Annotated in this window: 22 protein-coding genes and 3 tRNA genes; 15 read left to right on the plus strand and 10 right to left on the minus strand. The window is 57.0% G+C overall.

What is annotated here, in order from left to right; genetic code table 11:
• Positions 1 to 23: 23 nt before the first annotated feature.
• Positions 24 to 1,424 carry a glutamate--tRNA ligase gene (gene gltX, locus ACR0B8_RS05685; RefSeq protein ID WP_170359320.1) on the plus strand — a complete coding sequence of 467 codons (1,401 nt, stop codon included), beginning with the start codon at positions 24 to 26 and terminating at the stop codon, positions 1,422 to 1,424.
• A gap of 119 nt (positions 1,425 to 1,543) precedes the next feature.
• A complete protein-coding gene (gene gltA, locus ACR0B8_RS05690) occupies positions 1,544 to 2,839 on the plus strand; it encodes a citrate synthase (protein ID WP_170348831.1) in 1,296 nt (431 codons plus the stop codon).
• Between the two features lie 48 nt (positions 2,840 to 2,887).
• On the opposite strand, the gene ACR0B8_RS05695 is transcribed toward gltA, so the two are convergent.
• Positions 2,888 to 3,952 (minus strand): PA0069 family radical SAM protein, encoded by a 1,065-nt coding sequence (locus tag ACR0B8_RS05695; protein ID WP_480658188.1) that lies wholly within the window; start codon positions 3,950 to 3,952, stop codon positions 2,888 to 2,890.
• A 290-nt stretch (positions 3,953 to 4,242) separates the two neighbouring features.
• On the opposite strand from ACR0B8_RS05695, the gene ACR0B8_RS05700 reads away from it, so the two are divergent.
• A complete protein-coding gene (locus ACR0B8_RS05700) occupies positions 4,243 to 4,941 on the plus strand; it encodes a corrinoid protein (protein WP_170348833.1) in 699 nt (232 codons plus the stop codon).
• Between the two features lie 89 nt (positions 4,942 to 5,030).
• Positions 5,031 to 5,696 (plus strand): DUF1638 domain-containing protein, encoded by a 666-nt coding sequence (locus ACR0B8_RS05705; RefSeq protein ID WP_480658186.1) that lies wholly within the window; start codon positions 5,031 to 5,033, stop codon positions 5,694 to 5,696.
• Positions 5,697 to 5,702: 6 nt separating this feature from the next.
• Here ACR0B8_RS05705 and ACR0B8_RS05710 read toward each other — a convergent pair whose 3' ends face one another.
• Positions 5,703 to 6,113: a SufE family protein gene (locus tag ACR0B8_RS05710; protein ID WP_226688397.1), complete on the minus strand. Its 411-nt coding sequence runs from the start codon at positions 6,111 to 6,113 to the stop codon at positions 5,703 to 5,705.
• 139 nt (positions 6,114 to 6,252) lie between these two features.
• Here ACR0B8_RS05710 and ACR0B8_RS05715 point away from each other — a divergent pair, with 139 nt between their 5' ends.
• On the plus strand, positions 6,253 to 6,780 hold the full coding sequence (locus ACR0B8_RS05715; RefSeq protein ID WP_170358651.1) for a hypothetical protein: 528 nt from the start codon (positions 6,253 to 6,255) through the stop codon (positions 6,778 to 6,780).
• Positions 6,781 to 6,786: 6 nt separating this feature from the next.
• Here ACR0B8_RS05715 and rnd read toward each other — a convergent pair whose 3' ends face one another.
• From rnd to purM, 3 genes are all read right to left on the minus strand, one after another.
• Positions 6,787 to 7,944, minus strand: coding sequence for a ribonuclease D (gene rnd, locus ACR0B8_RS05720; RefSeq protein WP_170358654.1), 1,158 nt, complete (start codon positions 7,942 to 7,944; stop codon positions 6,787 to 6,789).
• A gap of 111 nt (positions 7,945 to 8,055) precedes the next feature.
• On the minus strand, positions 8,056 to 8,652 hold the full coding sequence (gene purN / locus ACR0B8_RS05725; RefSeq protein WP_170358656.1) for a phosphoribosylglycinamide formyltransferase: 597 nt from the start codon (positions 8,650 to 8,652) through the stop codon (positions 8,056 to 8,058).
• Positions 8,649 to 9,695: a phosphoribosylformylglycinamidine cyclo-ligase gene (gene purM / locus ACR0B8_RS05730; RefSeq protein WP_226688803.1), complete on the minus strand. Its 1,047-nt coding sequence runs from the start codon at positions 9,693 to 9,695 to the stop codon at positions 8,649 to 8,651. Before purM ends, purN begins: the two co-directional genes overlap by 4 nt.
• A 107-nt stretch (positions 9,696 to 9,802) precedes the next feature.
• Between purM and ACR0B8_RS05735 the strand changes: the two genes are divergently transcribed.
• Positions 9,803 to 9,879, plus strand: a tRNA-Ile gene (locus tag ACR0B8_RS05735).
• Positions 9,880 to 10,289: 410 nt separating this feature from the next.
• Here the strand turns inward: ACR0B8_RS05735 and ACR0B8_RS05740 are convergent.
• The 4 genes from ACR0B8_RS05740 to ACR0B8_RS05755 form a co-directional block, all read right to left on the minus strand.
• Positions 10,290 to 10,460, minus strand: a complete 171-nt coding sequence (locus tag ACR0B8_RS05740) for a hypothetical protein (RefSeq protein ID WP_170358660.1) — start codon at positions 10,458 to 10,460, stop codon at positions 10,290 to 10,292.
• A gap of 258 nt (positions 10,461 to 10,718) precedes the next feature.
• Positions 10,719 to 10,979: a hypothetical protein gene (locus tag ACR0B8_RS05745; RefSeq protein WP_170348841.1), complete on the minus strand. Its 261-nt coding sequence runs from the start codon at positions 10,977 to 10,979 to the stop codon at positions 10,719 to 10,721.
• Positions 10,980 to 11,274: 295 nt separating this feature from the next.
• Positions 11,275 to 11,985 carry an aspartate/glutamate racemase family protein gene (locus ACR0B8_RS05750; RefSeq protein WP_170358662.1) on the minus strand — a complete coding sequence of 237 codons (711 nt, stop codon included), beginning with the start codon at positions 11,983 to 11,985 and terminating at the stop codon, positions 11,275 to 11,277.
• A 126-nt stretch (positions 11,986 to 12,111) separates the two neighbouring features.
• Positions 12,112 to 13,029: a LysR family transcriptional regulator gene (locus ACR0B8_RS05755; RefSeq protein WP_170358664.1), complete on the minus strand. Its 918-nt coding sequence runs from the start codon at positions 13,027 to 13,029 to the stop codon at positions 12,112 to 12,114.
• Positions 13,030 to 13,128: 99 nt separating this feature from the next.
• On the opposite strand from ACR0B8_RS05755, the gene ACR0B8_RS05760 reads away from it, so the two are divergent.
• From ACR0B8_RS05760 to ACR0B8_RS05785, 6 genes are all read left to right on the plus strand, one after another.
• Positions 13,129 to 14,262 (plus strand): enolase C-terminal domain-like protein, encoded by a 1,134-nt coding sequence (locus ACR0B8_RS05760; protein ID WP_170358666.1) that lies wholly within the window; start codon positions 13,129 to 13,131, stop codon positions 14,260 to 14,262.
• Positions 14,259 to 15,509 (plus strand): NAD(P)/FAD-dependent oxidoreductase, encoded by a 1,251-nt coding sequence (locus tag ACR0B8_RS05765; RefSeq protein WP_170358668.1) that lies wholly within the window; start codon positions 14,259 to 14,261, stop codon positions 15,507 to 15,509. Before ACR0B8_RS05760 ends, ACR0B8_RS05765 begins: the two co-directional genes overlap by 4 nt.
• Before the next feature lie 50 nt (positions 15,510 to 15,559).
• Positions 15,560 to 16,537, plus strand: coding sequence for a TRAP transporter substrate-binding protein (locus ACR0B8_RS05770; protein WP_226688396.1), 978 nt, complete (start codon positions 15,560 to 15,562; stop codon positions 16,535 to 16,537).
• Between the two features lie 69 nt (positions 16,538 to 16,606).
• The gene (locus ACR0B8_RS05775) at positions 16,607 to 17,140 is read left to right on the plus strand and encodes a TRAP transporter small permease (RefSeq protein WP_170348847.1); all 534 of its coding nucleotides are present in this window, start codon (positions 16,607 to 16,609) and stop codon (positions 17,138 to 17,140) included.
• A gap of 4 nt (positions 17,141 to 17,144) precedes the next feature.
• Positions 17,145 to 18,458 carry a TRAP transporter large permease gene (locus ACR0B8_RS05780; RefSeq protein WP_170348848.1) on the plus strand — a complete coding sequence of 438 codons (1,314 nt, stop codon included), beginning with the start codon at positions 17,145 to 17,147 and terminating at the stop codon, positions 18,456 to 18,458.
• Positions 18,459 to 18,465: 7 nt separating this feature from the next.
• On the plus strand, positions 18,466 to 19,395 hold the full coding sequence (locus tag ACR0B8_RS05785; protein ID WP_226688394.1) for a hypothetical protein: 930 nt from the start codon (positions 18,466 to 18,468) through the stop codon (positions 19,393 to 19,395).
• Here the strand turns inward: ACR0B8_RS05785 and ACR0B8_RS05790 are convergent.
• Complete coding sequence (locus ACR0B8_RS05790) at positions 19,382 to 20,701, minus strand: ATP-binding protein (RefSeq protein WP_170358675.1); 1,320 nt, start codon at positions 20,699 to 20,701, stop codon at positions 19,382 to 19,384. The two genes, ACR0B8_RS05785 and ACR0B8_RS05790, sit on opposite strands and share 14 nt — an antisense overlap.
• A gap of 44 nt (positions 20,702 to 20,745) precedes the next feature.
• Here ACR0B8_RS05790 and ACR0B8_RS05795 point away from each other — a divergent pair, with 44 nt between their 5' ends.
• The 3 genes from ACR0B8_RS05795 to ACR0B8_RS05805 all read left to right on the plus strand — a co-directional run bounded on the left by ACR0B8_RS05795 (position 20,746) and on the right by ACR0B8_RS05805 (position 22,007).
• Positions 20,746 to 21,660 carry an MBL fold metallo-hydrolase gene (locus ACR0B8_RS05795; protein ID WP_170358677.1) on the plus strand — a complete coding sequence of 305 codons (915 nt, stop codon included), beginning with the start codon at positions 20,746 to 20,748 and terminating at the stop codon, positions 21,658 to 21,660.
• A 77-nt stretch (positions 21,661 to 21,737) separates the two neighbouring features.
• Positions 21,738 to 21,812, plus strand: a tRNA-Asn gene (locus tag ACR0B8_RS05800).
• A gap of 120 nt (positions 21,813 to 21,932) precedes the next feature.
• Positions 21,933 to 22,007: transfer RNA gene (locus tag ACR0B8_RS05805), tRNA-Asn, on the plus strand.
• Positions 22,008 to 22,010 lie beyond the last annotated feature (3 nt).

Genomic DNA, 22,010 nt, shown 5'->3' on the forward strand with positions numbered 1-22,010 from the left:
TTACCAAAAGGTTAATCCACACAATGTCCGATCAGGTCGTCACCCGTTTCGCCCCCTCGCCCACCGGTTTTTTGCATATCGGCGGTGCCCGCACTGCGTTGTTCAACTGGCTCTATGCTCGTGGTCGTGGCGGTAAGTTCCTGCTGCGGATCGAAGACACGGATCGCGAACGCTCGACGCCTGAGGCGACAGCCGCAATTCTGCAAGGCATGGAATGGCTTGGCCTAGATCACGATGGTGATGTAATCAGCCAGTTTGAGGGTGCCACACGCCATGCCGAGGTCGCTCACCAGCTTCTGGCCGAAGGTAAAGCCTATAAGTGTTTTTCAACCCAGGATGAAATTGCAGCCTTTCGTGAGCAGGCTCGGGCCGACGGCAAGTCCACGCTGTTTCGCAGCCCTTGGCGTGACGCTGATCCGGCCACCCATCCAGATGCACCTTTTGTAATCCGTATCAAGGCCCCACAGGACGGCGCCACCGTGATCCGCGATCAGGTGCAGGGGGATGTGACCATTCGCAACGATCAGCTGGACGACATGGTCCTTCTGCGCTCGGACGGAACACCGGTTTATATGCTGGCTGTGGTGGTGGATGATCACGACATGGGCGTGACGCATGTGATCCGGGGCGACGATCACCTCAACAACGCCGCTCGCCAGATGATGATCTACGAGGCGATGGGCTGGGACGTTCCGGTATGGGCACATATCCCGCTGATTCACGGACCAGACGGTAAGAAACTGTCGAAGCGTCACGGTGCCTTGGGCGCACAGGAATATCAGGCGATGGGCTATCCTGCCGCTGGCATGCGCAACTATCTCGCGCGTTTGGGCTGGAGCCACGGCGACGATGAGTTTTTTACCGACGAGCAGGCCAAAGAGTGGTTTGATTTGGACGGAATCGGCAAAAGCCCGGCCCGCTTTGATCTGAAAAAGCTTGAGAATCTCTGCGGTCAGCATATCGCGACGTCTGATGATGCTGCGCTGCGGCGTGAAATCGAAGCTTATCTGGATGCGGCGGGCCTTCCTGCTCTCACTCAGACACAATCTAGTGTTCTTGAACGTGCAATGTATTGTCTGAAGGATCGCGCCCGAACTTTCCCGGAATTGCTTGAAAAAGCACACTTTGCGCTGATTTCCCGCCCGATTGAACCGGATGAGAAAGCGGCAAAAGCACTGCAAACAGTATCCGACGGTATACTAAGTGAATTGACGCCGCATGTGCAAAATGCTAGCTGGTTGCGGAACGAACTGGAGGAAACCCTCAATGCCTTTGCAGAAGCGAAAGGCATCAAGTTCGGCAAGCTGGCTGGGCCCTTGCGGGCGGCTTTGGCGGGTCGGGCAGTGACTCCTTCGGTGTTTGACATGATGCTTGTGCTGGGGCGTGAAGAAACCTTGGCACGGCTTTCCGACGCAGCAAAATAACCCTGGCTTAATAATCAGGTAACGCTGCTTCGTTACGACCGGTCAACACTTTGGTGTGTGACCGCTGACCGCGCGCAGGCCGCTCACCCGGCGTGCTCATGAACGAAGAAGGGACAACGATGACCGACAGCAAAAAAACAGCCACTCTTACCGTACATGGTGAAAATTACGAGTTGCCGGTTCACTCGCCAACCGTTGGTCCGGATGTGATCGACATTCGCAAACTGTACAGTGATGCGGGTGTGTTCACCTATGATCCGGGCTTCACCTCGACAGCCAGCTGCGACAGCACCATCACCTATATTGACGGCGATAAGGGTGAACTGTTGCACCGCGGCTATCCGATCGACCAACTGGCCGAGAAATCGCACTTTCTCGAAGTGTGCTACCTGTTGCTGTACGGAGAGCTGCCAGTCGCAAAAGATCTGGAGAAGTTCGAGACCACGATCACTCGCCACACCATGATGCACGAACAGATGCAGTATTTCTATCGCGGGTTCCGTCGTGATGCGCATCCTATGGCAATCATGGTTGGCGTCGTCGGTGCAATGTCGGCTTTCTATCATGACTCGACAGATATTCATGACCCACGTCAGCGCGAGATTGCGTCGCACCGCTTGATCGCCAAGATGCCGACCATCGCAGCCTGGGCATATAAGTATCACACCGGTCAGCCCTTCGTGTATCCGCGCAACGACCTGGACTATGCGTCGAACTTCCTACGCATGTGCTTCAGCGTTCCGGCCGAAGAGTATGATGTTAACCCGATCCTCAGCCGCGCGATGGACCGAATCTTTACCCTGCATGCGGATCATGAACAGAACGCTTCGACCTCGACCGTGCGTCTGGCTTCAAGCTCGGGTGCGAACCCGTTTGCCTGTATCGCGGCCGGTATCGCCTGTCTGTGGGGTCCGGCCCATGGTGGCGCCAACCAAGCGTGTCTGGAAATGCTGGAAGAGATCGGTTCAGTGGATCGCATCCCTGAATACATTGCCCGCGCCAAGGACAAGGATGATCCGTTCCGCCTGATGGGCTTTGGCCACCGCGTCTACAAGAACTTTGACCCGCGCGCCAAGGTGATGAAGCAATCCGCTGACGAAGTGCTGGATCTGCTGGGCATCGAAGACAATCCAAAACTGCAGGTCGCCAAAGAGCTTGAGCGAGAAGCGCTGGAAGATCCGTATTTCGCCGAGAAAAAGCTGTTCCCGAATGTCGACTTCTATTCGGGCATCATCCTCGAGGCGATGGGTTTCCCAACCTCGATGTTCACGCCGATCTTCGCCCTGTCGCGCACCGTTGGCTGGGTCAGCCAATGGAAAGAGATGATCGCCGATCCACAGAACAAGATCGGTCGCCCGCGCCAGCTGTATCTGGGCGAAACCATGCGTGATTACGTGGATATCGAAAACCGCTGATTGCAGCGATGAAATGCTTAAGCCCCGGACCTGCGTCCGGGGCTTCTTTCATAGTAGGCTCAACTGATCACCGATCTGAGCCGGGCGGGCAAACAGGTCGCATCGCAGGGGCGGTGTCCGCGTTACAAGGCCTAGGCGCTTGACCGCCAAGGCAAACCGTTTGGCAATCAACCCAGCATATTCACCCTCACCCCGCATCCGGTGGCCCCAGCGCGGGTCATAGTCCCTGCCCCCGTGCATTTCGCGCAGCTTGGACATGATCTTTTCCGCCCGCGCGGGTTCGTGATCCTGCAACCACTCCTGCCACAATGTCGATACTTCACGCGGCAAGCGCAACATGATCCAACTGGCAGCGTCCGCGCCCGCCTCACGCCCCGCCTCAAGCAGGTGTTCCAACTCATGATCCGTTAGACCAGGCACCACGGGTGACGTCATGACCCGCACAGGCACCCCGGCTTTGGTTAGGCGACGTATGATGGTTAAACGCCGCTGAGGAGACGGCGCGCGTGGCTCCATACGCCGGGACAAATCAGCATCCATGGTGGTTAAAGATATCCCCACTCGCACCATCCCCTGCTCAGCCATGGGCGCTAGAATGTCCAAGTCCCGTTCGATCAAGGCCCCCTTTGTGACGATGGCGATGGGGTGATTGAATTCTTGCAGAACCGACAGGCAGCCTCTTGTAATCGCGCGGGTTTTCTCAATCGGTTGGTAAGGGTCCGTGTTGGTACCCAAGGCAATGGGTGCAACCTTGTACCCTTTGGCCGATAACTCCTTGCGCAGGATATCCGCTGCGTTTGGCCGCGCGATCAGGCGGGTTTCGAAATCCAGCCCCGGCGATAGCCCAAGATAGGCATGGGTCGGGCGGGCGAAACAATAGACACAACCATGCTCACACCCGCGATACGGGTTGATCGAGCGATCAAACGGCAAATCCGGCGACCGGTTATAGGTAATCAGGCTGCGCGCGACCTCGTCCCGAACATCGGTTCGCAAAGGCGGCAGGTCCTCGTCGATATCCGAGCCATCGTCACAAGGGATGGTGTCGAAATGTTCGAACCTTCCAGCGGCATTTGTGGCGGCTCCTCGGCCGCGAATATGCGGTGCAACCATGTTTGTTCTCGTTATGTTCCATTGATTGGGTATAACGGCAATCCCGAATACACGCAAGCACAGCATTCGAGGCCGCGCAGGTATCAACCGCGTGGTTATCCGCCAGTAAAATGAACCAGATGCAGGATCATCTTGCAGATAATTCTGTCGAGAGACGCGAAAATTTGACGTATAGGTCGGTCCCGAAACGACTGAGGTCGCAATCGTCACAGTCAAACTGCGACGTTTTGGCCAAAACGGAAAAAATGCCACCACGGGCCTATGGCTCGCACAGCTCAGGGAAACGCCCCATGTCTGAAGAAGAAGACATCGTCCTGTCCGAACTGAATGACGACGAACTTGTCGAGCAGATGTTCGACGATCTTTATGACGGCCTGAAAGAAGAGATCGAAGAAGGTGTGAACATCCTGCTTGAACGCGGATGGACGCCTTACGACATCCTGACCAAGGCTCTGGTCGGTGGCATGACCATCGTGGGCCACGACTTCCGCGACGGTATACTTTTCGTGCCCGAGGTTCTGTTGGCTGCAAACGCCATGAAGGGCGGTATGTTTATCCTCAAGCCGCTGCTGGCCGAAACCGGCGCACCGCGCGTGGGTAAGATGGTGATCGGCACCGTAAAAGGCGACATCCACGACATCGGCAAGAACCTTGTGTCGATGATGATGGAGGGCGCTGGCTTTGAGGTGGTCGATATCGGCATCAACAACCCGGTTGAAAACTATCTGGAAGCACTTGAAACCGAAGAGCCAGATATTCTGGGCATGTCCGCCCTGCTGACCACGACCATGCCTTACATGAAGGTTGTGATCGACACGCTGGTCGAACAAGGTAAGCGCGAAGACTATATCGTTCTGGTTGGCGGCGCGCCGCTGAACGAGGAATTCGGCAAAGCCATCGGTGCGGATGCTTATTGCCGTGACGCAGCCGTTGCGGTTGAAACCGCCAAGGATTTCGTCTCGCGCAAGCACAACCAACTGGCCGGTTAACCGGACGCGCAGGTTATTCTGGGGCCGTCCGGGTTTCGGGCGGCCTTTTTTGTTACACTGACAGTCGCGTAGAATCCGAGAAGCACCCAATGCAGCAAGATAAATTGCCAGACGATGCCAGCCTGACGACCAAGGGCTACGAATCCGGTGAGCACGGGCGCATCCTGCTGTTGGCCTGTGGCGCGCTGGCGCGTGAGATTCTGGACCTGAAGCAACGCAATGGCTGGGATCACATGGCGCTGACCTGCCTGCCCGCGATTTTTCACATCCAACCTGACAAGATCATTCCGGCGGTACAAGAGGTCGTCGCCAAACACCGTGACGACTATGACCAGATCTTTGTGGTCTATGCCGATTGCGGAACGGGTGGCCTGCTGCAGCAAGCCTGCGAAGACCTGGGCGTCGAGATGGTCAAAGGCCCCCATTGTTATTCCTTCTTCGAAGGAAATCAGGCGTTTGAAGCACATGGTGATGAGGAAACCACCGCCTTTTACCTGACGGACTTTCTAGCCCGGCAGTTTGATGCCTTTGTATGGAAACCGCTGGGGCTGGACCGACACCCCGAGTTGCTTAGCATGTATTTCGGCAACTACACCAAGCTGGTCTATCAAGCGCAAATCGACGATCCGGACCTGACGGCCCGTGCTCGTGAATGTGCCGAGCGGATGGGTTTGAAATTCGAACGTCGCCTGACCGGCTATGGCGATTTGGAAACCACCCTGACCGATTGGGCAAAACGTAAGCCGAGAGCCTGAATAGCGTCAGGCGTTTTCCTGCGCCACTTCGCGGATACGATCAATCATTGCCCGCAACCCGTTCGATCGCTGAGCAGACAGGTGATCGTTCAGTCCCAAGCGCGCCAGCTCTCCGCCTGCGTCCACCTTGGGAACTTCGCTGACGGGCAACCCGTTATATAAGGAACGCAATACCGCGATCAGACCGCGTACGATCAGCGCATCGCTGTCCCCGTCGAACCGGAAAACCCGATCTTCGATGATCGGGTGCAACCAGACCTGGCTTGCGCAGCCGTGGACCTTGGTGGCCGGCACTTTTAGTGCGTCCTCCAGCGGCTCCATCGCTTTGCCCTGGTCGATGACGTGGCGGTACCGGTCTTCCCAGTCCTCCAGAAACTCGAAATCGTCGACGATCTCTTCAAAGGCAGGCGTTGCCATGTCGCGGCGGTCCTTTCGTTGCAATCACAATTGTGAACTATGCCTCCGATCTATGCCTGTCCACCCCCCTACGCGGCTTTTCAATCAACAGAAATTGCGATAACCCATTGCTGGACTTACAGCTCTGGACGTTGGGACCATGCAAAAATCGTTTACTGTTCTCTTGGTGGCTACCCTGGCCCTGTCTGCCTGCAACAGCTGGCGCGAGTCACGGGTGAACCCGTCCAACTGGTTCGGTTCAAGCACGTCAGCCCCGCCGCCGGAAACAGCGACCTATGACGCCAACGCTCTTGTGCCCGAAACAAGGGAAGGCGGTGGACTGCTCTCAAGACCGACCCCTGAGGATACAAGCGTTCCGATCGCCAAGATTGATGAACTGAGGATTGAGCCGACCCCGAACGGTGCAATCGTCTACGCCTCGGGGACGGCAGTCCGGCAAGGTGCTTATGACGCCCGACTGGTTCGCGTGGACAGTGAAGAAAACCAGAAGAACGGCGTTTTGGAGTTCACTTTCCGGGTAACCTATCCCGCGCGCGCAACGAATACGGGAACAGAACGGTCTCGAATGGTGTCCGACGCCATCAATATCAGCAAAAAAGACTTGGAAAATACCCGTTTGGTGCGGGTTGTAGGACAGCAGAACGCATTGGAATCGCGGCGCCGTTAATCGGCGCTACAGCGATACAACTTTGACGTTCTGACCTTTGGCCGCCAGCGCGATTTTACCTTCACACAGTTTCAAGGCGTCTTCGCCGAACACCTCAAACCGCCAACCTGACATCGCAGGCAGTTCCCGCTCACCCGCTGCAATCTGATCCAATTCCGAGCTGGTGGCTATCAGTTTGGCTGCCACGCCAGAGCTTTCGGTTTTCGATTTCAGCAAAACCCGCAGCAAATCCGCCAGCGCCGGGTTCACCTTCAGTTTGTCCCGGCTGTTGTCGACTTGCGGCAGCTGATCCGCAGGGCAATTCACCCCTTTTTTGACGGCGCTTAAAATACCATCGGCAATTGCGCCCTTTCGGGCCTCGCGCAGCAACAAGCGCGAGCCGCCCAGATCCGAGGGCGATTTGGGCTTGGTTGATGCCAGCTCGATCAGCGCATCATCCTTGAAGACCCGGCTGCGCGGAACATTGTTTTCCTGCGCGTAAGCCTCACGAAACTGCGCCAATTCCCGCACCACGGCCAGAAATTTGGCGGAATTCGTCCGGGTCTTTACACGTTTCCATGCATCTTTGGGGTGAATGTCATAGGTCGCAGGATGGGTCAGCGTGCGCAACTCCTCTGCCACCCAATGACTGCGCTGCGATTTTTGCAATTGCGCTGCGAGATATTCATAGATTTGGCGCAGATGGGTGACATCCGCCAGCGCATAGGTCTTTTGCGCCTCGGATAGCGGGCGGCGGGACCAATCGGTAAACCGCGAGGTCTTGTCGACTCCCTGCTTGCAGATCTTGCGCACCAGCGTTTCATAACCCACCTGCTCACCAAAGCCACAAACCATTGCTGCAACTTGCGTGTCGAACAGCGGTTTCGGAAAGACACCGGCTTCGACCCAGAAAATTTCAAGATCCTGACGCGCGGCATGGAAGACCTTGACCACATCGTCGTTGCCGAACAGCTCATAAAGCGGGTCCAGAGACAAACCATCAGCCAGCGGATCGACCAGAACCGCGCTGTCCTCGTTATCGGACGGAACGGCCAGCTGTATCAGGCAAAGCTTTGAATAATAGGTCCGTTCGCGCAGAAACTCGGTATCTACGGTGACATAGTCATATTCCGCCGCGGCCTTGCAGAAATCGGCCAGCTCTTGCGTCGTTGTCAGGGTTTTCATGCGCGGTGCTGTTCTTGCTCTTGTTTTCTTCGGCTGATCGTCTCTTCCGTACCTAGCCGTAGTGCAGACCATAGGCCGAATTTAACACGCGTGTAAATCACTCTGGGACGTTCAGGGCAGCAACACCGGAGTCCGGTCGCCACTGGCGTAACGGCGCAACACTGCAGGATAAAGTCTATGCTCCCAAACCAGCACACGAGCAGCCAAAACGTCGGGCGTGTCACCGGCTTCGATGTTTACCCGCGCCTGCCCCAGGATCGGGCCGTCATCCAGCGCTGCCGTAACCTCGTGAACCGAACATCCATGTTCGGCATCCCCGGCCTCGATCGCGCGGGCATGGGTGTTGAGGCCTTTGTATTTCGGCAGCAGTGAGGGGTGGATATTCAGCATCCGCCCCTGAAAGCGGGAAACGAAATCACCGGTCAGAACACGCATGAACCCCGCAAGACAGACAATATCCGGTTGCGCCTCTTCCAACGGCTTCAGCAGCTCTGCTTCAAACGCAGCGCGGTTGCCCTTGAAGGGGCGGTGATCTACCGCAGCCGTCGGGATGCCACGGTCCGCGGCCTTTTTCAGCCCGCCCGCCGTAGCGTCATTCGACAGAACCAGACACGTGCGTGCCGGGTGATCGCCGACCATGCTGTCGACCAGCGACACCATGTTGGACCCACCCCCCGAAATCAGGATGGCGACGCGCTTGTGACTCACAACAGTTTGCCCGAATAGTCCATGCCGGGCGTGTCGGTCACGGTGCCGATGCGAGCAACTGTTTCTCCGGCCTCGGCCAGCAGAGCGGCCAGTTCATCGGCGCTGTCTTCGGCGCAGACGGCAATCATGCCGATGCCGCAGTTGAAGGTCTTCAGCATCTCGGCCTCGACGATACCACCGCTTTCCGCCATCCAGCGGAAGACGGGCGGCAGGTCCCAGGCGTTCAGGTCGATCTCAGCACCCAAACCCTCTGGCAGCACGCGCGGCAGGTTTTCGGTCAGACCGCCGCCGGTGATATGGGCCAGCGCGTGTACGCCCCCTGCCCGGATCGCCTGCAGCGCAGGTTTGACGTACAGACGTGTGGGCGTCAGCAGCGCCTCACCCAGTGACCCGTCACCAAAGGGCGATGCCGCATCCCAGCCCAGACCCGAGATTTCAACCAGCTTGCGCACCAGCGAATAGCCGTTGGAATGCACCCCGTTTGAGGCCAACCCCAGTAGCACGTCGCCCCGCTGCACACCCGCAGGCAAATGCGCGCCACGCTCCATCGCGCCGACCGAAAAGCCAGCCAGATCGAAATCGCCATCGGGATACATGCCCGGCATCTCGGCCGTTTCACCGCCGATCAGGGCGCAACCGGACTGCACACAGCCCTCGGCAATACCTTCGATGATCCGCGCGGCGGTGTCGGTGTCCAGCTTGCCCGTGGCGAAATAGTCCAGGAAGAACAGCGGCTCGGCCCCCTGACAGATCAGGTCGTTGACGCACATTGCCACCAGGTCGATACCAACACCGTCGACCACACCGGTATCAATGGCAATCCGCAGCTTGGTGCCCACACCGTCGGTCGCGCCCACAAGAATCGGGTCCTGATATCCGGCGTCTTTCAGATCGAACAAGGCACCAAACCCGCCCAGACCGCTCATCACGCCCGAGCGGTTGGTGCGCTTGGCCGCAGGCTTGATCCGGTCGACCAGAGCGTTCCCCGCATCAATATCAACGCCTGCATCGGCATAGGTGATTCCGTTCTTGCCCGTCGTCATGGCCAGCCCCTTATGAATGGTTCCCGCGCGGGTTAGTCGATTGTTGGGCATCTTGCAACGGTCAGGCTTGACGCGGCCGTTCACCGTGATACTCAAAGCGCTCAGGCGGGCCTGTAGCTCAATTGGTTAGAGCAGAGCGCTCATAACGCTTTGGTTGCGGGTTCAAGTCCTGCCGGGCCTACCAAATCACCGCAAAACTGGTTTTCAGAAGCCAAGCAAGGGAACGCTGTTTCTGTGGTTGTTGCGTGATCCAAAGTCGGATCAGACCGAACCAGAACAACACGCATTACTGATAGACCAGAAATCACTTGCCCGGCCGGTCAATCGTATCAAGAAGCTAGATACCCCTAGATCCCAAGGATCCCGCGCTGACCTGAAGGATACTTAAATGGCCTACACTGAGCGCAGTTGGGGAAAAATACGATGCGGATTACCTTAAGAACTGGATTAACAGTGCCCGCGTTGCCCAAATCTGGGATGGCGAGCAACGCGGGCCATAGTCTGGTCAGGGGTTGCCCAGACTAAAGGGACAAAAGGAATACGCGGCAACGCAGGCGCTGGATCACTCGCTGCTTTCGATGCTCAGTAGGATTTCTAATTTGGAGGCTCACCAAAATAACCACCAAGATAGGCTATTACCGAGGCAATTACGCCAATCACGATCACAATAGATATCAATGCGCCGCTACTTCTTGCGTAATAGCCGAGCGTCAAAAGCCCAACGACAAAAATGCCAACTAAAAAATATAATACAGTGTTGTCCATTGCTAATCCCCGACCGCGAAAAACATTTCGTCACTATAAGATAATAAATCGCCTCAAGTTTAGTGGATACAAAACGCCTTACTCGACTGCAGAGCCTTCACATGCATTCCCTCACCAAAAAAACCGCGTTGTTCGGAGATGTACCTTTACAAACAACGCGGCGACAGTTTGGGGTAGTGTAGGCTATTCGGAGCACGTCAGGGATTGGACCAAATGCCCCGGATTACGATGGCTCCCAATCATTGGGGGGAGGCAACGTCACTCTTTGGGATCAGCCGCTTCGGCTTTTTGGAAAACGGCTAACGTTACAAACAATCCACCAATCAGCAGCATGTGGCCCACCGCTGTGATTCCGAAAACGAAATAGCTGCCAATCATAAGTGAAAAAATTGCACTCCACATCCACGCCAACATCTGCATCAGCATATGCGCTGTAGATAGAGAGTATTTCTTAAGTGGGTTCTTGGTCTCATCCATTACCGAATCCCACGTCGATTTTACGTCGAAACTATTGGTCATGACTTCCTCCCATTACAAAAGGGATACGGGTCGATCCGTGCTTTAGACCAAAAATTTGCATCATCTTATCATCTGCAAGATCTCATCCGCGTGATCTGTGATCGCGCGACTGACATCTCCAAGTGCCGGCACCGGCCACTAGAATATCCTGCAAAGTGAATAAGATATACTACGGCAATTACGCCAATAAAACCGAATCGAGGTGTCGAATCCGCGTGAAATTCATCGTTTAACTTGCACGGGCACGCAGCGCGTTGAATGGATGCAAAACACGTCGCCGCTCAGCGTTAGCCACTCAGCAAACCGGCGGCCTTAACCCTGCCTGAAACCAGCTGACCAGAGAGACGATGGAATACACCGGCAGCCCCGTCGCCGTTTGAATATCGGCCGCGTAGGGGCACATGTTTGTGCATTCCAGCACCAGCGCGCCGAGGTCGGGATGGGCCTCTTTCATCGCCAGGGCGGCCTCGACATTGTCGGCGCGGGCTTTGTCCACGTCCAGCGTCAGTTCATTATCCAAGATCGCGCGTGTGAACTCCTGCCCTCCTTCGGTCGAGCCGATGGGCGTGCCCTCAGGCACCTGTGCGCTGCGCAGATGGGCCTCGGTCAGGGTCGAGGCTGAGATCGTCAGCACCCCCGCCCGTTTGCCCGCAGGCAATACCTTGTTCACCATTTCGACCTGCATCAGCGAGGATGTGACAACGGGCACCGGGACCGCCTGAGACAGCTCTTTCTGAAACAGCGACAGGAACCCGCAATTGGTGGTGATCCCGTCGACGCCCTCGTCAACCAGCTCGCGCGCGGCATCGACAAAGGCGTCCAGCATCCCCTGCGCTCCACGACGCACCACCAGATCGGGCGAAGCGTTCCGCACGATGCGGTAATGCACCGGAAACGGCCAGGTCAGCGCGTTGCCCATGTCGCCGGGAATGCGGGGAAAGCGTGCGTCCAGCATCAGGATACCCACCGATGCGCCATAAAGTGATTTGCCACCAGTTGCGATCATTCCTCAAACCTTTTCATTTCCGGGCACGTTCTGCAGGGGTCTATTCGCCATTCGAAACGCGGCGACGTGGGCAGAGTTTGCACAGACCGGATAAAGGTCAATAGGCAAAAACTGAGCGCTTGGTATTCAAACGCTGTCGCCGCCATGCGCGTTGGTGGAAAAAGACGCCATCGCGGGCACAAGTTGGTCCAGAAACTCTCGCGCGATGGTCGACAAAGGACGCCCTTTGGCTGTGATGATCGCCAGTTCCAAAGTCACCGCAGGCCGGAATGGGCGGGTCTGATATCCGCGCTCAGTATCAAAGGCGACGGTAAAGGGGTCGATGACTGCAACCCCCATGCCCTGTTTGACAAAGCTCAGCAGGTTTTCGGACAGATGTGTATGAATTTGCGTGCGCCAAGTCCGGTGCGCCGCCTGAAAAACATCCCGTGTCCCACGATAGGTCTGATGCTCGGGGCCCATCACGATAAAGGGCTCGTTCTCTAACAACTCAGGGGTCAGCACGTCGTATTGGGCCAAATGGCTGCCTTCGGGAAATGTGGCCATGGTTTCAAAGCGGAACACCTGAGCATTAAGCGTATCGTGCAGAATTGGCACCTCGACAATGCCGACCTCGAACAGGCCCGAGATCACCCATTCCTGAATCTTGGACGAGTATTGCGATTGAAAACTGACCGACAGATTGGGGCGGCTGGCGGCGAATCGCGCGATTTCCCGTGGCATGAATCCAAACGACAGCATGTGCGGTGCGGCCACTTGCAGCTGACCGGGATGTTTGTTCTGCAAATCCGTCACGGCCTGCGCCACGTGATCCAGCCCACGCACGACCGTGTCTACCTCGCGATACAGCAGATCAGCTTCGGGGGTTGGCAACAGACGGCCCTTGTTGCGCTCAAACAGCGGCAGGCGGGCTTCGCGTTCTAACTGGGCCAGAAGATTGCTGATACCAGGTTGCGATATCCCCAGAACCGAAGCCGCCCCAGTCACCGTTCCCGTCTCCATAATCGCGTGAAACGCCTGCAATTGCCGAAACCTTAAAGACATTGACATTCCCACATCATTTTTTCTGATACCCTTGCCACAATATAGTATTTGAAATGATATAGCTATCGCGGCACGGTTCCCCGAACGACCGGAGGACCAATGACCGACTTGAACCAAACCATCACAGGGTTTGACCTTTGGCACCTTGAGCTGCCTGTTACATCACGGCGTGATCATGGAATCGGCTCGGTCGAAGGCAGCTGCGAAATTGTGATCTTGCGCCTGACCTCAGAGGGCGGATCAGAAGGATTTGGCGAAGCGTCACCATGGTCGGTTTTTACCGGTACACCCGAAGCAACTTACGCAGCGCTGGATCGTTATATCCGGCCGTTGGTTGTTGGGTCACGTGTGGCAGATCGGGCTGGGATCATGGCCAAGGCCGCCTATGCCGTCGCACATTGCACCGAGGCCAAGGCCGCACTGGAAACCGCCTTGCTGGATCTGACAGGGCGTATCAGCGGCGTGCCGGTCTGGGCACTGATGGGTGGCAAATGCCGGGACTCGATTCCGCTGAGTTGTTCGATCGCCAATCCTGATTTCGCGCAGGACATTGCCCTACTCGAGCAATTGCGCGAGGACGGGGTTCGCATCGTCAAGCTGAAGACCGGGTTCAAGGACCATGCGTTCGACATCATGCGGCTTGAACATCTTGCGCAACATTGCCCCGAGTTTTCTGTGCGCGTGGATTACAATCAAGGTCTGTCTATCGAGGATGCTCCTGCTCAGGTATGCGATGTTGCTCAATTCAAACCCGATTTCATCGAACAACCAGTGCGGGCGCATCACTATGGCATGATGGCCAAACTGCGAGGTCAGATCGACCTGCCCTTGCTGGCCGACGAAAGCGTGTTTGGCCCCGAGGATATGGAGCGTGCCGCGCGAGAAGGCATATGCGATGGCGTGTCGGTCAAGATCATGAAGTCCGGTGGGCTTAGCCGGGGTCAGACTGTGGCCCGCATCGCTGCGGCTCATGGGCTCAGCTCCTATGGTGGAGATATGTTCGAGGCTGGTCTGGCGCATCTGGCCGGAACCCACATGATCGCTGCAACACCCGAAATAAAGCTGGGATGCGAGTTCTATCAGGCATCGTATTTCCTGAAAGAAGACATTCTGGAAGACCCCTTCGTGGTACAGAACGGGCAAGTCATCGTGCCGGACATGCCCGGGATTGGTGGCCGACCGGATCTGGACAAGCTGAACCACTATGCCGTGGCCAAGGCGGTGGCGGCATGAGTGAGCGCAAGACCATTGCCATAATCGGTGCCGGTATTGTTGGCGTGTCCACAGCGGTCTGGCTGCAACGTGACGGGCATGACGTCACATTGATCGACAAGGCTGGACCTGGCGAGGGTACGTCGCACGGCAATGGCGGAGTTCTGGCATCCTGCTCGATCATTCCAGTCACGGTTCCGGGGCTGCTGCAAAAGGCCCCGAGGATGTTGTTTGATTCGTCCCAGCCACTGTTCTTGAAATGGGGATACGTGCCCAAGCTGTTGCCATGGCTACTGCGCTATCTGAAACATGCCAACGCGAGCGACGTTGAACGCATTGCTGCTGCGCTGACGCCTATTGTCGGCGATAGCCTGAATGACCATAAGGCGCTGGCGCACGGCACCGGGGCCGAGAAGTGGATTGTCCCGTCCGACTATCTGTTCCTTTACGAAAACCGGAAACATTTTGAGAATGATGCACTTGGCTGGGACATCCGGCGCAAGCATGGTTTTGCGTGGGACGAATTAGAAGGCGAAGCCTTTCACGCTTATGACCCGATTTTCAGCAAAGACCTCGGGTTTGCCGCCCGGCTTGCCGATCATGGCCACATCACTGATCCGGGGCGCTATGTCAAAGATCTGGCCGCCCATGTCGAGGACAATGGAGGCAAAGTTATTCGCGCTGCAGTCGAAGACGTGGTTCGGAACAACGGCAAAGTTACAGGTGTACGCGCAGGCGGTACAACCATCCCATGCGACACAGCTATTATAACGGCGGGGGTCTGGTCCGGCCCCTTGGCTGACCAGCTGGGCATTTCTGTTCCTCTGGAAAGCGAACGCGGGTATCATCTTGAATTAGTGGAACCTTCCGCGATGCCGAAAAGCCCGGTTATGGTAGCGTCAGGCAAATTCGTCGCCACTCCGTTAGAGGGTCGCATCCGTCTGGCCGGGATTGTCGAGTTCGGCGGGTTGGACGCGCCACCCTCGAAGGCGCCGTTCGAATTGATGCGCAAGAATGCCCGGGCGGCTTTTCCGGGTGTGACATGGAAGGATGAAGTGGAATGGATGGGGCACCGGCCCGCACCCGCAGATTCGATCCCGGTTATCGGTGAAGTTCCGGGGATTGACGGCGCGTATATGGGTTTTGGCCACCATCACATCGGTCTGACGGGCGGGCCGAAAACAGGGCGTCTTTTGGCGCAAATGATCGCGGGCAGACTTCCGAACACGGATGTCAGCGTTTACGCCCCGTCGCGATACGCAAATTAGCAAAGCCGGTGAACAACATCGGCAGAATCAATACCAACTGGGAGACTAAAATGAAAAAACTGACGAGCCTTTTGGCAGCAACCGCACTGACCGCTGCCGCAGCCCTGCCGGTCGCAGCTGAAAAATGGGACATGCCGATGGCCTATTCTGCGTCGAACTTCCATTCGGCCACGGGTGCTGAATTCGCCAAATGCGTGACCACCGGTACCGGCGGCGAGATCGAGATTGTCACCCACCCTTCGGGTTCCCTGTTCAAAGGGGCGGATATCAAACGCGCCATTCAGACCGGCCAGGCCCCTATTGGAGAGCGTCTGCTGTCCGGCCACCAGAACGAGAACGCGTTGTTTGGATTTGATTCAATCCCCTTCCTTGCCACGTCTTTCGACGACAGCGCCAAGCTTTGGGATGCTGCAAAACCCTCGATCGAGAACCTGTTGGCCGAACAGAACCTAACGCTGCTTTATGCAGTGCCGTGGCCGCCGCAAGGGCTGTATTTCAAAGACGAAGTGAACTCGGTCGCTGACATGAAAGGCATCAAGTTCCGCTCGTACAACAACGCCACGTCACGTCTGGCCGAGCTGACCGGAATGCTGCCGGTGACCATCGAAGCGGCCGAGATCAGCCAGGCCTTTGCCACTGGCGTTGCCGATTCCATGGTGTCTTCTGGCTCAACCGGGTATGACCGCAAAGTTTGGGAAAGCCTGGATTATTTCTACGAAGTAGATGCCTGGCTGCCGCGCAACTACGTGATGGTGAACTCGGACATCTGGGCGGGCGTGTCTGACGCGAACAAGAACGTCATCAAAGCCTGCGCCGAACTGGCGGAATATGCGGGGAACTGGCGGGCCAAGGAATATACCGGGTTCACCCTGCAAGGCTTGCGTGATGGCGGCATGACCGTTGGTCCGGCGTCCGAGCAGATGACCAACGAGTTGAAAGAAATCGGCGTAACCATGACCAATGAATGGCTCGAGGCCGCCGGGGACGAAGGCAAAGCCATTGTCGATGCCTTCCAAGCACAACAATAACCAAATGGACGCGGGCGGCAGCGATCTGCCGCCCGTTCTCTATCCAACCAAAAGAAAAGCGGGGACAGTATGGCAGCGTTACGAGGGCTTCGGTCCGTACTGGATTTCATCTACCTGGCAGCAGGCGTACTGGCGGCGTTGAGCCTTATCGCCATACTGGTTCTAATCGTGGTGCAGATGTTGGCCCGTTGGACCGGCGAGGTATTCCCTGGCGCGCCCGACTATGCCGGGTATGCGATGGCCGCGGCCTCATTCCTGGCTTTTGCCAATGCGCTGAACCGGGGCAGCCATATCCGCGTGTCGATCCTGTTGAATGCGGTGCCTGATAAATTCCGCCGGGTGCTGGAGATTTGGTGTTTTGGCATCGGCACGGCCGTCATGTGGTACTTCTGCTGGTACGCCTACCGCTTTGTTTATTGGAGCTGGAAGTTCAACGATATCAGCCAGGGACAGGACAAAACCGCGCTTTGGATACCGCAATCGGCCATGTTAATCGGCGCGGTCATTCTGGCCATCGCCCTGACTGATCATCTGATTCACGTGATCTTCCGCGGCGATCACCGCATCACCCGCGATCTTGCCGATCAAAGCCACGGAGAGTGAGAGCATGGAAAACGCATCAATCATCATCCTCTTCCTCTTTGTTCTATTCACTCTGTTGGGCACCGGCGTCTGGGTCGGGCTGGCACTGATGGGCGTCGCCTGGGTCGGGATGGAGCTGTTCACTACTCGCCCCGTCGGCGACGTCATGATCACCACCATCTGGTCAGCCTCATCCTCTTGGACGCTGACGGCGCTGCCGATGTTTATCTGGATGGGTGAAATCCTGTATCGAACGCGATTGTCCGAAGACATGTTCAAGGGGCTTTCACCGTGGATGGCCCCCCTGCCCGGCGGTCTGGTGCATACCAATATCGTGGGTTGTACGGTCTTTGCCGCCGTGTCGGGCTCGTCCGCGGCGACGCTGACCACGGTTGGCAAGATGTCGATCCCAGAACTGCGCAAGCGCAATTATCCCGAACGCATGATCATCGGCACTCTGACGGGTGCTGCGACACTGGGCCTGATGATCCCGCCTTCGCTGACGCTGATCGTTTATGGCGTCACCATCAATGAATCGATTACCAAGCTGTTCTTTGCTGGCATCCTGCCGGGTCTGGTGCTGGCTTGCATGTTCATGGGCTATGTCGCGATCTATTCCAAAATCGGCAAGGACTGGAACCCGAACCAGGAAAACAAACTGACCTTTGCCGAGAAGATCAAGAACTCGCGCTTTTTGCTGCCAGTGATCCTGTTGATCGTCGTGGTCATCGGTTCGATGTATCTGGGATATGCCACCGCGACCGAGGCCGCCGCCTTTGGTGTGATCGGAGGGCTGTTGCTCGCAGCTGGTCAGGGTTCGTTGAACTGGAAGACGTTCACTGAAAGCCTGATGGGGGCCACTCGCACCAGCGCGATGATCGCATTGATCCTTGCGGGCGCGGCTTTCCTGTCGCTGTCGATGGGCTTTACCGGCCTGCCACGCGGTCTGGCCGATCTGATTGCCGGATGGGAACTGACGCGCTTCGAACTGCTGATGGTGCTGCTTGTGTTCTACATCATCCTTGGGTGTTTTCTGGACGGCATATCCTCAGTCGTGCTGACCATGGCTGTGGTCGAGCCTATGATCCGCGACGCCGGAATCGACCTGATCTGGTTCGGTATCTTTATCGTCGTCGTGGTCGAAATGGCGCAAATCACGCCGCCTATCGGGTTCAACCTGTTTGTGATGCAGGGCATGACCAATCATGAAATGAGCTATATCGCCCGTGCTGCGATTCCGATGTTCCTGATCATGGTTGTTATGGTTTTCGTCCTGATCTGGTTCCCGGATTTGGCCACCTGGCTACCGAATAACCTGCGGCAAGGCCCAACCGGGTAGTTTGTCGTTGAATCCGCTGCACATCGCTGCCCGCCACGGACCTTATGTTCTGTTGGCGGGCCTTTTGTCGGGGTTGCTGCTGCCGGGGTTGGCGCAACCGATGCGGCCGCTGTTGCCGCCGATGGTTGTGCTGTTGCTGTTCGTCACCGTGCTACGAATGGAGCCCGCGCGCATATTCGGATCACTGCGTGATCTGCCCCGCGTTGTCTTGGTAGTTCTTGGTCTACAACTTGCGATGCCCCTGACAGTTCTGACGGTCGGTGCCTTGGGCGGGTGGCTCGACACCCCCGCCCTGTTTGCCTTGCTGGTCATGACCGCGGCTCCCTCCATCGCTGGCAGCCCAAATATGTGTCGGATGATGGGGCACCCATCTGAATACGCGCTCCGCCTTTTGGTGATCGGTACTGCGGTACTGCCAATGACCATAGCCCCGGTGTTCTGGCTGGCGCCGCAACTGGGCGGTTTCGATACGGTGCTTTGGGCCGCATTAAAACTGCTAATCACAATCCTGCTGGTGACGCTGACCGCAGTCGCTATTCGCAAAACGCTGTTGCGAGACCCATCGCCCACAACAGAAAGTGCGCTCGAAGGCCTTGCCAACATCACATTGGCTCTCTTCGTCATCGGTCTGATGCCCTCAGTCAGCGAGGTCATCCTGACCGATCCGAAACGAGCGTTACTCTGGATTACCTTCGCCTGCGCGGCCAATTTTGGCGTTCAGGTCGTCTGTTTTCGACTGACCCGGTTTCGTATGCCCACAGCCGCGTCGACGGCAGTGTCCCTGATCGCAGGCAACCGCAATATCGCGCTGTTCTTCGTGGCATTAGCGCCCGAGGTTACTGCGCCGATCATGGTGTTCATCGGGGCCTATCAAATTCCGATGTACCTGACTCCGCTGGTGATGCAGCGCATGTACAGGGTCGTTAGCGACCGATGATAATGTCGGCGCAGAGGCCGCCTAACCGCTCACTTTTGCTCAGACGCACCACGCCCCCATGGGCCCGCGCGATATCTGAAACGATGGCAAGGCCCAACCCCACTCCGGTACCCTGATTTTGATTGCGCGCCGGATCAAGGCGCGCGAACGGTTTGACCGCTTCGGATCGCTGTTCAGGTGGAATTCCTGGCCCGTCATCCTCGACCCGGATACGCAGGGATTTGGGTGTGGTGGACAGGCTGACATCCGCGCGATTGCCATACCGCACGGCGTTTCCAATCAGGTTTTCCACGGCGCGCCGCATGGCAGTGGGGCGCAGCATGACTGTTCCTTCCCCTTCGACCGAGATCAGGTCGACCTCATGCCCTGCACGACGCGCGTCTTTGACGATTTGCTCCAACAGCACCTTCGGATCGACAGATTCCGGAGCGCCCTCGGCCGCCCCGCGCGAAAACTCAAGGAACGCATCCAGCAGCAATTGCATCTCATCGACATCCTGCTGCAAAGGGGCTGCTTCATCCTCGGGCAACATCGAAAGGCCAAGTTTCAAACGCGTCAGCGGTGTGCGTAAATCGTGACTGACCCCCGACAGCATCATGGTGCGCTGCTCCATCTGGCGCTCGATACGGGCACGCATATCCAGAAAAGCACTGCCCGCCGCGCGTACTTCGATGGCCCCACCGGGAGAATACGGCACCACCCTGCCCCGACCAAAGGCCTGTGCAGCCTCGGCCAGACGAGTGATCGGACGCAATTGATTGCGCATATACAGGAAAGAAATCGTGGTCATGACAACCGCAAAGAACACCATTGTCACGATCAACTGGTGCGGCGCTACCGGAGACAGACGACGGCGATCAAAAGTCAGCTGTAGAATGCCCAGATCCGTCTGCAGATACAGCCGCGCCTCTTGTCCGCTGGGCAAGGCAACCGCAATCAAATCTGGAAGCAAGGCCCGCAGATCGGCCTCGACCTGGGGTGCAATGAAATCGTACCAACGGCGGTGACCAACCATTGGTTCGTCGTTAATGCCCAGAAACCGGGCCTTCATTTCAAGCGCTTGCAGGTCAAGCCGAACAGCCGCCATCGCCTGTTGTTGCGTTTCCGTCTCTTCCATGACTTCCGTGATCAACATCACTTCGCGCGAAGCAGCGCGTGTCATTTGCGCCGTGACGTCTTCCAGATGTTTTTGCAGGAACGCGACCCCCACCACCAGCAACACCACGACCACCGGCAGGACCAGGATCAGTGCAGCACGGGCATAGAGGCTGCGCGGCATATAGTGTTTGAGCCAAAGCGCGGACATGCGCTAAACCTAACGGGCTGTTACGACAAGAGAAAGAGGTCAGAATGCAGGCGCCTGACGATTTCAATCCGCCCGCCGGCCCGGCGGTCGAGCTGCAGCCGGGATTGCGGCGTATTCTGGCGCCAAATCCATCCCCAATGACATATCGCGGGACCAACACTTATCTGGTGGGCACCAGCGAGCTTGCCGTGATCGACCCTGGTCCGCTCAGCAATGAACATCTGGATGCGATTCTGGCGGGACTACTACCCGGACAGCGGATCAGCCATATCATCGTTACCCACAGCCATCTGGATCACTCTCCGCTGGCCCAACCCTTGGCGGATCATACAGGAGCACCGATCATGGCCTTTGGAGGGCCCGAGGCCGGGCGTAGCGCAGTTATGACTCAACTGGCCGAGAGCGGTTTAGTCGGCGGCGGTGAAGGCATCGACACCAGCTTTCGCCCCGACATCGAACTTGCGGATGGGGCTTTGATCTCAGGCGACGGCTGGCAGCTTGAGGTGATTCACACCCCCGGCCATCTGGGAAATCACATCGCGCTTGGCTGGGGTGACGCCTGTTTCACGGGTGATCACGTCATGGGATGGGCCAGTTCACTGGTTTCGCCCCCAGACGGTGACCTGACGGATTTCATGGCGGCCTGCCATCGTCTGCACTCACGCGAGTGGGCCGTCTTTCACGCCGGGCATGGCGCGCCGATTGCCGATCCCGCAGCGCGTCTGGACTGGCTGATCAAACACCGCCTGACACGCGAAGCACAGATTCTGTCTACGCTGGAAGATCACCCCGGTACGGCCCGAGAACTGGCCGAGCGAATTTACCTCGACACTCCGACCGCCCTTTTGCCTGCTGCTGAACGGAATGTTTTCGCCCATTTGATTGATCTGATTGGGAAATCTCAGGTCACTTCCGAAGGAAAGCTGTCAGCTCACACCCGTTTCATCAGACAAACCTAAGCCGCCGGAACTTTTTTTCGAAAACGTCGAATTCCCCTCTGGACGGCAAAAATCGGGATTGTTATACGGCCCTCAGTTCCGGCGTAGCTCAGCGGTAGAGCAGTTGACTGTTAATCAATTGGTCGTAGGTTCGATCCCTACCGCCGGAGCCAAATTCTCCCCACCTTAAATCCCCATCACCAACGGTCGTTTGCGGCGCAAGATTTTTCGACGAAAAATACTATACGCCCTCTGGACGCCGCAGAAACTGGTTGCTATACGGCGCGGACCGTTCCGGCGTAGCTCAGCGGTAGAGCAGTTGACTGTTAATCAATTGGTCGTAGGTTCGATCCCTACCGCCGGAGCCATTT

Source organism: Ruegeria sp. BH6 (assembly GCF_056538105.1).

Excerpts from the sequence above, each read along its gene's own strand:
- gltA (WP_170348831.1), top strand. The coding sequence starts at position 1,544 with ATGACCGACAGCAAAAAAACAGCCACTCTTACCGTACATGGTGAAAAT.
- ACR0B8_RS05750 (WP_170358662.1), bottom strand. The coding sequence starts at position 11,985 with ATGATCGCAACTGGTGGCAAATCACTTTATGGCGCATCGGTGGGTATC.
- ACR0B8_RS05705 (WP_480658186.1), top strand. The coding sequence starts at position 5,031 with ATGCAGCAAGATAAATTGCCAGACGATGCCAGCCTGACGACCAAGGGC.
- ACR0B8_RS05765 (WP_170358668.1), top strand. The coding sequence starts at position 14,259 with ATGAGTGAGCGCAAGACCATTGCCATAATCGGTGCCGGTATTGTTGGC.
- ACR0B8_RS05755 (WP_170358664.1), bottom strand. The coding sequence starts at position 13,029 with ATGTCTTTAAGGTTTCGGCAATTGCAGGCGTTTCACGCGATTATGGAG.
- ACR0B8_RS05780 (WP_170348848.1), top strand. The coding sequence starts at position 17,145 with ATGGAAAACGCATCAATCATCATCCTCTTCCTCTTTGTTCTATTCACT.
- ACR0B8_RS05760 (WP_170358666.1), top strand. The coding sequence starts at position 13,129 with ATGACCGACTTGAACCAAACCATCACAGGGTTTGACCTTTGGCACCTT.
- ACR0B8_RS05710 (WP_226688397.1), bottom strand. The coding sequence starts at position 6,113 with ATGGCAACGCCTGCCTTTGAAGAGATCGTCGACGATTTCGAGTTTCTG.
- ACR0B8_RS05775 (WP_170348847.1), top strand. The coding sequence starts at position 16,607 with ATGGCAGCGTTACGAGGGCTTCGGTCCGTACTGGATTTCATCTACCTG.
- ACR0B8_RS05790 (WP_170358675.1), bottom strand. The coding sequence starts at position 20,701 with ATGTCCGCGCTTTGGCTCAAACACTATATGCCGCGCAGCCTCTATGCC.
- ACR0B8_RS05770 (WP_226688396.1), top strand. The coding sequence starts at position 15,560 with ATGAAAAAACTGACGAGCCTTTTGGCAGCAACCGCACTGACCGCTGCC.
- ACR0B8_RS05745 (WP_170348841.1), bottom strand. The coding sequence starts at position 10,979 with ATGACCAATAGTTTCGACGTAAAATCGACGTGGGATTCGGTAATGGAT.
- ACR0B8_RS05715 (WP_170358651.1), top strand. The coding sequence starts at position 6,253 with ATGCAAAAATCGTTTACTGTTCTCTTGGTGGCTACCCTGGCCCTGTCT.
- rnd (WP_170358654.1), bottom strand. The coding sequence starts at position 7,944 with ATGAAAACCCTGACAACGACGCAAGAGCTGGCCGATTTCTGCAAGGCC.
- ACR0B8_RS05700 (WP_170348833.1), top strand. The coding sequence starts at position 4,243 with ATGTCTGAAGAAGAAGACATCGTCCTGTCCGAACTGAATGACGACGAA.
- ACR0B8_RS05740 (WP_170358660.1), bottom strand. The coding sequence starts at position 10,460 with ATGGACAACACTGTATTATATTTTTTAGTTGGCATTTTTGTCGTTGGG.
- ACR0B8_RS05795 (WP_170358677.1), top strand. The coding sequence starts at position 20,746 with ATGCAGGCGCCTGACGATTTCAATCCGCCCGCCGGCCCGGCGGTCGAG.
- gltX (WP_170359320.1), top strand. The coding sequence starts at position 24 with ATGTCCGATCAGGTCGTCACCCGTTTCGCCCCCTCGCCCACCGGTTTT.
- ACR0B8_RS05695 (WP_480658188.1), bottom strand. The coding sequence starts at position 3,952 with ATGGTTGCACCGCATATTCGCGGCCGAGGAGCCGCCACAAATGCCGCT.
- purM (WP_226688803.1), bottom strand. The coding sequence starts at position 9,695 with ATGACGACGGGCAAGAACGGAATCACCTATGCCGATGCAGGCGTTGAT.